The organism is uncultured Clostridium sp. (assembly GCF_900547735.1).
GTDB lineage: Bacteria > Bacillota > Clostridia > Lachnospirales > Lachnospiraceae > Otoolea.
The window spans coordinates 1-9,496 of record NZ_URHZ01000125.1; the positions used below are offsets into that span (position 1 = coordinate 1).

Genomic DNA, 9,496 nt, shown 5'->3' on the forward strand with positions numbered 1-9,496 from the left:
TTTCTGCCCGGATTCCCCACCCGCGACAACCTACAGCCCGGGACTGAAGACTCATAACCTCCCCCATCCGTCTCCCCCAGGCCCTCATTTCTAACAAAATCCACTTTTTGCTTGCATATCCCTCCCCATTGCGATAAAATAAACACAATTATTTGTGTCAGGAGGAAAAACAATTGAAATGCCCATTTTGCAATGCAGCAGACACGAAGGTGATCGATTCCCGCCCTGCTGATGATAACAGCTCGATCCGTCGCCGCCGGCAGTGCGAGACGTGCGGCAAACGGTTTACCACCTATGAAAAGCTTGAGACGATTCCGTTAATGGTAATCAAGAAAGACAATACGAGGGAAGTATATGATCGCGCCAAGATTGAGGCCGGTGTACTCCATTCCTGCCACAAGAGGCCGGTATCCCCGCAGCAGATCGTTTCTCTGATCGATGCGATTGAGAATAAGATTTTTAATATGGAAGAAAAGGAGATCAGTACATCCGCCATCGGTGAGCTCGTGATGGACAAGCTGAAAGATTTAGATGAGGTTGCATATGTCAGATTTGCCTCCGTTTACCGGGAATTTAAGGATGTCAACACATTTATGGAAGAGCTTGGAAAGCTTCTCCAGAATAAACCGGACGGAAGGATAGTCTGATGTTTAATGCATTTTACCCAAAAGAGTATGTGGATTCGGCCTACGTCATCCCTTATGAGGATTTCTATGAAAAGGGAATCAGAGGCGTTATTTTCGATATTGACAATACCCTGGTACCGCACGGGGCCCCGGCTGATGAGAGGGCCGTGGCCCTTTTTCAAAGACTTCGGAAGATGGGGATGGAAACCTGCCTGATGTCCAATAATAAGAAGCCCAGGGTGTCGTCCTTTGCATCCCAGGTCGGGTCGCGCTATCTCTATAAGGCGGGAAAACCCGGAATGAAGGGATATAAAAAGGCAATGGAACTGATGAAGACGGACAGAGCGTCTACGCTTTTTGTCGGTGATCAGCTTTTTACGGATGTCTACGGCGCCAACCGTCTCGGGATTTACGGGATACTGGTCAAACCGATTCATCCGAAAGAAGAGATTCAGATTGTCATAAAGCGCCGTCTGGAATGGATTGTGCTTTATTTTTACAATAGAGACAAAAGAAAGACAGAGAAAAAAGAAAAATTCAGAAGAGGAAGAGATAGTGAGTATGGACGGAAAAACTAGAGTATGCGGAATTATAGCCAACCCGGTGGAGCACAGCATGTCTCCGCTGCTGCAGAATCTTTATGCAAAGAGGACTGGAGTGAATCTGGCATATGTTCCGTATAAGGTGAAGGAAGAAAAGCTTGAACAGGCGGTGGAGGGTGCGTATGCCCTGAATATTCTGGGGCTGAATGTAACGGTCCCCCACAAGCAGACTGTTATGAAATATCTGAAGGAAATTGATGAGACTGCCGCGGATATCGGCGCCGTCAACACACTGGTGCGGATGGACGGCGGATATAAAGGGTATAATACCGATGTTCCCGGACTTTTACGTTCCGTGAGAGAAGAAGGAATTGTAATCAAAGACAGGGCCTGTATCCTGATCGGCGCGGGCGGCGCGGGCAAGGCCGCCGCCTATATGATGGCCAAGGAGGGCGCTTCCGTCATTTATCTGCTGAACCGGAGCCAGGAGAAGGCAAGAGCGCTGACGGACTGGGTCAATCGACTGGTGGGCAGGGATGTGGTTAAGCCGCTTCCTCTGGCGGACCACGGCAAAATTCCCGACGGCAAATATTTTACCGTCCAGTCGACCAGCGTGGGAATGCATCCGAATGTCGGAGTGGCTCCTATCGAAGATCCTGCTTTCTATCAGAAAGTAGGGGAAGCGGTCGATGTGATTTATACACCGGCGAAGACAAGGTTCATGGAGCATGTGGAGGCGGCCGGCGGCCGTGCAATCAACGGACTGAACATGCTGCTTTATCAGGGAGTGATCTCCTATGAACTGTGGAACCCGGGCGTAAAGGTGGACGAGGAGACGATCTCCGAAGCCAGAACGACGATAGAAGAGCGTCTGGCTGCCAGCCGGAAAGCCGCGGCATGGAAGGCAAATCTTATTCTCATCGGATTTATGGGCGCAGGCAAGACCTGCGTCGGCGAAGCATACGCAAAGAAACACGGACTTACCATGGTGGATACGGACTATCTGATTAGGGAAGAAGCCGGAACCAGCATTTCCGATATATTTGCCGAGAGAGGCGAGGAGGCCTTCCGCCAGATGGAGACGGAGCTTCTGAAAAAGCTGGTGGCAAACAGGGAAAACAAAAGTGAGAGGATGATTCTGTCCGTAGGCGGCGGACTTCCCCTTCGCAAGGAGAACAGAGAGCTCCTGAAAAAACTGGGACGCGTCGTATACCTGCGTGTAACGGCCGATACGGTTTTAAAAAGACTTAAGGGCGACACCACCAGACCGCTCCTTCAGGGCAGCGATGTGAGGGAGAATGTGGAGGTGCTGATTGAAAAGCGCAACCCTATCTATGAGGAAAGTTCCCATCAGTCGCTGGAGGTTGACGGAATCGATATCCCCGAGGTGGTAAAGGCGATTGAAAAACTGGAAAAAGAGACGCCGGTCTATGACGGCAAGCAGTAAGACCGGTTTTTAACCGGCAGCCGGAACAGGGATCACGGTGAATTAGACGCGATTCGTCAAAAAGTAGTTGAAAAACAGGGTATTATAGTATAAAATAAAAAAGATTAAGAGAATTTCAAGGAGGAGTATCATTTATGATATCAGCGGGCGATTTTAGAAACGGTATCACACTGGAAATTGAAGGTAACGTTTTTCAGATTATGGAATTTCAGCATGTAAAACCTGGAAAGGGTGCTGCATTCGTTAGAACAAAGATTAGAAATGTAATGAGCGGCGGCGTTGTGGAGAGAACGTTCAGGCCAACTGAGAAGTTCCCGGCAGCCAGAATCGACAGAGTGGACATGCAGTATTTATATGCCGACGGCGATCTGTTTCATTTCATGGACGTAAATAGCTATGAGCAGGTAGCGTTAAATGAAGAGACGATTGGCGATGCTCTGAAATTTGTCAAAGAGAATGAGATGTGCAAGGTTTGTTCCTACAATGGCAAAGTATTTTCTGTAGAACCTCCGCTATTTGTAGAACTGGAAATTACGGATACAGAGCCCGGATTCAAGGGCGACACGGCTCAGGGAGCTACGAAACCGGCTGTTGTTGAGACAGGAGCTACCGTTTACGTTCCGTTATTTGTAGATCAGGGAGACAAAATCAAGATTGATACACGTACGGGTGAGTATCTGTCCAGAGTTTAATAGAAGTTTAACTGAACGGCTACCATAAGGAAAGGGAGCTGCTGTAAAATATCCGGAGGAGACGAGCGAGATTTTACAGCAGTTCTTTTTGATTGATGACGGAGACCTGTGCGCAGAGCGTACAGGTTATCGCTGATTGAAGGCGGTAATCCGTTCTGAGAGCGGACGGGTCACCGTTAAGGTGAAAAGTGGGTTAAGGACAAAAGAGGAGAGGAACGGATGGAGAAGGAGAGAAGAGAAAGCCGCCATGCAGACAACGCGAAAGAGTTGAGACGCAGGCAGTTGATCCGAAGAAGGCTCATAATCCGCTGTGCCATAGGAATTATTGCGTTTATTCTGGGAACCGGGACGGGATGGCTGTTACGGGGGACAACCATACGAAAACCGATTGATTTGAGCGCCATCAAGGCGCCGGAGTGGATTGACCAGCAGTTTTTATCGGTGAACCCATATTCCAGGCCGGGTACGAAACTGGCGTCGGTGAATGCGATTGTCATTCACTACATCGGTAACCCGGGAACTACGGCCCAGCAGAACAGGGATTATTTTGAGAGCCTGAAGAACCAGAGCGGCAGTAATACGACATCGGTGAGCAGCAACTTTGTCATCGGGCTGGACGGTGAGATTATCCAGTGCATACCCGTTGACGAGAAATCATTCGCTTCCAATAACCGCAATTCCGATACGATTTCCATCGAATGCTGCCATCCCGGCGAGGATGGGGAGTTTACCGAGGAGACGTATGAATCGCTGGTGAAATTGACGGCCTGGCTCTGCAAGGAGCTGGATCTGAGTTCCAAGGACGTCATCCGCCACTACGATGTGACGGGAAAAGCATGTCCGAAGAACTTTGCAGAGAATGAGGATGCCTGGAAGAAATTTAAAAAAGATGTGAAAAAAGCGATGCGATAAGCAAAGGCGATATTATAGAAGGAGATTAATCCGATGAAAAAGATAGTTGACCTGATCATAGAAGAATTCAAGCCGGCGTTCACAGGCTGCGGTTACGATGAGAAGTATATCCGCGTGACCCTGTCCAACCGCCCGGATCTCTGTGAATATCAGTGTAACGGCGCTATGGCGGCAGCTAAGGCCTATAAAAAGAAACCGATTGACATTGCAAACGAGGTGGTGGAGAAGTTAAAGGACAGCCCGATGTTTTCCGAGCTGAATGCGGTAATGCCCGGCTTTATCAACATCCGTTTGAATCCGGAATACCTGGCGGATTACGTCAACAGGATAGCCGGGGACGGGAAATACGGCCTTGAGGAGGCCGGGGAGCCTGAGACGATTATCGTGGACTACGGCGGAGCCAATGTTGCAAAGCCGCTTCATGTCGGCCATCTGCGTGCGGCCGTTATCGGCGAGAGCATTAAACGCATCAGCCGTTATATGGGACATAAGACCATCGGCGACGTGCATCTGGGTGACTGGGGCCTTCAGATGGGCCTGATTATTGAGGAGCTCCGCGACAGAAAACCGGAACTTCCTTATTTTGATGAGAACTTCAAGGGAGAATACCCGGCCGAAGCGCCGTTTACCATTTCCGAGCTGGAGGATATTTATCCGGCGGCAAGCGCGAAAGCAAAGGAAAAGACGGAAGCAGGAGAGGCATTTAAGGAGAGGGCCCAGGAGGCCACCTTTAAGCTTCAGAGCGGATACGAGCCGTACCGTGCTATCTGGAGACATATCATGAATGTTTCTCTGGCCGATTTGAAGAAGAATTATAATAACCTGAATGTCTACTTCGACCTGTGGAAAGGTGAGAGCGATGCCCAGCCCTATATTCCGGGTCTGATTGACGATTTAATTCAAAGAGGCATTGCCTATGAGAGTGAGGGAGCTCTCGTGGTGGATGTGGCGCAGGAAGGCGATACAAAGGAATATCCTCCCTGTATCGTGAGAAAGTCCGACGGAGCGGCTCTCTATGCAACCTCAGATTTAGCTACGCTCATTGAGAGGGAGAAAGATTATAAACCGGACCGCTATATCTATGTGGTGGACAAACGCCAGGATCTTCATTTTCTCCAGGTATTCCGCGTTGCAAAGAAGGCCGGAATTGTGAAGGAAGATACAAAGATGATTTTCCTTGGTTTCGGTACGATGAACAGCAAGGAAGGCGGACCGTTTAAGACGAGAGACGGCGGAGTCATGCGTCTGGAGACCCTGATTAAGGGAATTAATGAGGAAGTCTATAAGAAGATTCAGGAAAAACAGAAGGTCCCGGAGAATGAGATGCAGCGCACCGCCGAGATCGTTGGACTTGCTGCTCTGAAATACGGGGATCTTTCAAACCAGGCGACAAAGGATTACGTATTCGACGTAGACCGTTTCATCTCCTTTGAGGGCAACACAGGACCTCATATCCAGTATATGATCGTCCGAATCAAGTCCATCCTGGAAAAATATGCGGAGCTTAAGGGCGCCGACGCCGCGAAAGCTCCGATCCGTCCGGCCTGCTCGGTGACCGAGAAAGAACTTCAACTGGAACTGTGCCGTTTCGGTGAAGTGGTTGAAGCGGCCTTTAACGAGACGGCGCCCCACAAGATCTGCCAGTATATGTCCGATCTTGCGGATGCCTTTAACAATTTCTATCTGGAGAACAAAATTATTGCCGAGGAAGATGCTGAAAAACAGGCTGCATTTATCAGCCTTATCACACTTACGAAAGAGGTGCTGGACACCTGTATGGATCTTCTGGGAATGGAGTCTCCGGAACACATGTAATATGCTTTTACAGGCGGCTGTCCACTGAGGAAGCCGCCTGTCTATCTATTGGAGGGGTCATTTTGAATATCAGGGATATGGCAGTTGACACGTTCTGGAAGGGAGAAGTTCGTGTTCAGGCGGTGGTGGAAGACGGTGACGGGACATACAACACCAGAATCTTCATTAAGAACGGGGAAATTTATGATTACCACTGTACCTGTGCACAGGGAAATTCCTATAAGGGAGCGTGCCTGCACGGCCGGACATTGCTAAAGGAATACGGAGCCAGAGAACGGGAGAACAGGAGCATTCCGATATTGACTTCGCCGTCCGTCAGGACGATGATCCGCGAGTATACAAACCGTGAGGTTGCCCGGATTATGGGGGAAGAGATTTCAGAGACCGTAAGCCTGGTGCCGCGCCTCATCGTGGGGCACAGGGGCGTTTCCCTGGAGTGCCGCATCAGGGAGAAACGGCAGTATCTGATTAAGGATTTGGGGGCATTTTCCGATGCGGTCAGGACGGGAAAACGGGTGGAGTACGGGAAAGGACTTGCCTTTGAGCACAGCCTTTCGGCCTTTACGCCGGAAAGCCGTCCGCTTGTTCAGATGGTGATTGAAGAGACGGGGATCTATAAGGAACATTTTGAAGATATCAGAAAGAGGACAAATACCACGGTGCCGCTTCTGAATACCATTTTCCTGAGTAAACCGGCCTGTGACCGGTTTTTCGCAATCATGGAAGGAAATGTGATTGATGCGGAGGATTACAAGGGGCACCGAAGGGAACTTCTGCTTCTTAAGGGAAAACCGGCCTTCTACATCCACGCGAAACGGATTGGCAGGGAGGGAATCGAGATTTCGGTGCCGGAGGAGCTGATGGCGTTTCAGGGAGAAAAAAGCCTCTATGTGGCCGATGAGAACAGCCTGTACTGCTGCGATCGGGAGAGTACGGAAATCCTGACCTTATTTTTAAAACACATTTTATCCGAACCGGGCGGTACACGCAGGGTGAGGGTAAATGAGAGGGACATCCCGCTCTTTTATGAGAGGGTTTTAAAGGGACTTGACGAGGCGGGACTTTTGAAGACGGAGGGGATCGACTGGGAACAGTACAGACCGGGAGAACTGAAGGCCAGGTTTGAGTTTGACAGCAGCGAGCCGGGGGAAATTGCCCTGAAACCGATTCTGTCCTATGGAGACTTCTCATTTCACCCGCTGGATGATGAACGGATTCCAAAGGAAATCTGCAGGGATGTGCCGGGAGAGTTCAGAGTCAGCCGTCTGATAACGAAATACTTTGAATACCGGGAGAACAATGGGGAACATCTGGTAATCCGGGAGGACGAGGATGCCATCTACCGCCTTTTGAGCGAGGGGATGGACCGGTTCCGGGAAATCGGTGAAGTGTGGGTTTCCGAGAATGTCAGAAACATAAGAGTGCTGGAACCGCCCAGAATATCCCTGGGAGTTTCCGTCAACGGAAACTGGCTTGACCTTAAAGTGGACGCGCAGGGGATGACTTCTGCGGAGATGGCCAGAATTCTTTCGGAATACCGGCAGAAGAAGCCGTACTGCAGGATGAAAAACGGAGATTTCCTGCGCCTGAACGACGATGGGCTTCTTACGCTTCTGAAGCTTTCAGACGGACTCTCTCTCGGGAAAAACGATTTTCAGTCGGGTGTCATCAAGCTGCCGGTTTACCGGGCGTTTTACCTGGAAAGCCTGGTGAGGGAGAACGGGCATATCCCGTTTTCCAGGGACAGCTTTTTCAAGACGATTGTAAGGGATCTTCAGCTTTCGGAAACCGTAGGTTATGAACCGCCGGACGAGCAGGGACGTGTGCTCAGAGAGTACCAGAAAGCCGGTTTTGTCTGGATGAAAATGCTGGATGTATACCGGTTCGGAGGTATCCTTGCCGATGATATGGGCCTTGGAAAGACGCTTCAGATGATTACGCTGTTGGTGTCCGAGAAGGAGGGACGGAAAGAAGACGACGGGGACTGCGTCTCCCTGGTGGTCTGCCCCGCATCGCTCATTTACAACTGGGGCCACGAGATTGCCGCATTCGCCTCCTCGCTTAAGGTGCTTCTGGTGACCGGGGCGCAGGCCGAGAGGCAGAAGGAGCTGGAGCATATAGAGGAGTATGATGTGGTGGTTACATCCTACGATTTGCTCAAACGGGATCTGCCGTTTTATATGGAACACACCTTCCGATTTGAGGTGATCGATGAGGCGCAGTATATCAAGAACGCATCCACCCAGAGTGCGAAAGCGGTCAAAGCCGTGAGAGCCGTGACACGTTTTGCCCTGACGGGTACTCCGGTGGAAAACAGGCTCAGTGAGCTGTGGAGTATCTTCGATTACCTGATGCCGGGATTTTTATTTACCTACCGCAAATTTAAAACCATGTTCGAGATACCGATTGTTAAAGAACAGAGCGGGGAAGCGCTTGAGAATCTCCACAGGATGATCCGCCCGTTTATCCTGAGAAGGCTGAAAAAGGACGTTCTGAAGGAACTGCCCGATAAGATGGAAAAGGTGGTTTACTCGGCGCCGGAAGGCAAACAGAAGACTCTCTACCAGGCGGCGGCCCTGAAACTCCGCCAGAGTCTTGAGGAAGATGAAAAGGCGGTGGAGGGCGGCGGAAAACTCCAGATACTGGCCGAGCTTACAAGACTGAGACAACTGTGCTGCGATCCCTCCCTCTGCTTTGAACGATACAGCGGGGAGTCGGCCAAGCTGGAAACATGCATTTCCCTCATTGTATCGGCGGTGGAATCGGGACATAAGATTCTCTTATTCTCCCAGTTCGCCTCCATGCTTGCGATTATCGGACAGAGGCTTAAAAAAGAAGAGATTTCTTACCATCTGCTCATCGGATCCACGTCAAAAGAGGAGCGGAACCGGATGGTGAGTGCCTTCCACCGCGATGAGGTGCCTGTTTTCCTGATTTCCCTGAAAGCGGGCGGCACGGGGCTTAACCTGACGGCGGCCGACATTGTGATCCATTACGATCCGTGGTGGAACGTGGCCGCACAGAACCAGGCGACGGACCGCGCCCACCGCATCGGACAGAGCAGGCAGGTGACGGTTTATAAGTTGATTATGAAGGACACGATAGAGGAAAATATCTTAAACCTCCAGGAAGCGAAGAAAAACCTGGCCGATCAGATCGTGACGGAAGGAATGGTTTCCCTGGGCGAGCTCAGCAGAGAGGAACTGATACGGATTTTAAGTTAATATGGAAGGAAACATTGAACTGGCCGCCCCAATCTTCGGGGCGGCCAGTTCTGTGTGAGGATTTAATTGAGATGCGAGGACGCCTCTGTGAGACGGCGGACGGGGGAGTGGGAGGGGGGTTATGAGTCTTCAGTCCCGGTTGTAGGGTGTGGTGAGGGGGAATCCAGGAGAAAAAAATTCCTGCGGGGACTCGCTCCCGCTTGTGGACTGCGCAGCGGATGCTAGCTTCGTGAGAAAC

At 50.5% G+C, this 9,496-nt stretch carries 7 protein-coding genes; all 7 read left to right on the forward strand.

Annotated elements, in window-relative coordinates; all coding sequences use genetic code 11:
• The first annotated feature begins 173 nt into the window (after nt 1-173).
• Nucleotides 174-647, forward strand: a complete 474-nt coding sequence (gene nrdR, locus QZT18_RS22745) for a transcriptional regulator NrdR (protein ID WP_294151899.1) — start codon at nt 174-176, stop codon at nt 645-647.
• Nucleotides 647-1,204 carry a YqeG family HAD IIIA-type phosphatase gene (locus tag QZT18_RS22750; RefSeq protein WP_294151902.1) on the forward strand — a complete coding sequence of 186 codons (558 nt, stop codon included), beginning with the start codon at nt 647-649 and terminating at the stop codon, nt 1,202-1,204. The genes nrdR and QZT18_RS22750 overlap by 1 nt, the downstream gene beginning before the upstream one ends.
• On the forward strand, nt 1,188-2,615 hold the full coding sequence (gene aroE, locus QZT18_RS22755) for a shikimate dehydrogenase (RefSeq protein WP_294151906.1): 1,428 nt from the start codon (nt 1,188-1,190) through the stop codon (nt 2,613-2,615). Before QZT18_RS22750 ends, aroE begins: the two co-directional genes overlap by 17 nt.
• 134 nt (nt 2,616-2,749) lie before the next feature.
• Complete coding sequence (gene efp / locus QZT18_RS22760) at nt 2,750-3,307, forward strand: elongation factor P (protein ID WP_294151909.1); 558 nt, start codon at nt 2,750-2,752, stop codon at nt 3,305-3,307.
• A 219-nt stretch (nt 3,308-3,526) separates the two neighbouring features.
• Nucleotides 3,527-4,219: an N-acetylmuramoyl-L-alanine amidase family protein gene (locus QZT18_RS22765; protein WP_294151911.1), complete on the forward strand. Its 693-nt coding sequence runs from the start codon at nt 3,527-3,529 to the stop codon at nt 4,217-4,219.
• A gap of 33 nt (nt 4,220-4,252) precedes the next feature.
• A complete protein-coding gene (argS, locus tag QZT18_RS22770) occupies nt 4,253-6,034 on the forward strand; it encodes an arginine--tRNA ligase (RefSeq protein ID WP_294151913.1) in 1,782 nt (593 codons plus the stop codon).
• A 62-nt stretch (nt 6,035-6,096) separates the two neighbouring features.
• Nucleotides 6,097-9,258 (forward strand): SNF2 helicase associated domain-containing protein, encoded by a 3,162-nt coding sequence (locus QZT18_RS22775; protein WP_294151915.1) that lies wholly within the window; start codon nt 6,097-6,099, stop codon nt 9,256-9,258.
• The last annotated feature ends 238 nt before the right edge of the window (nt 9,259-9,496 follow it).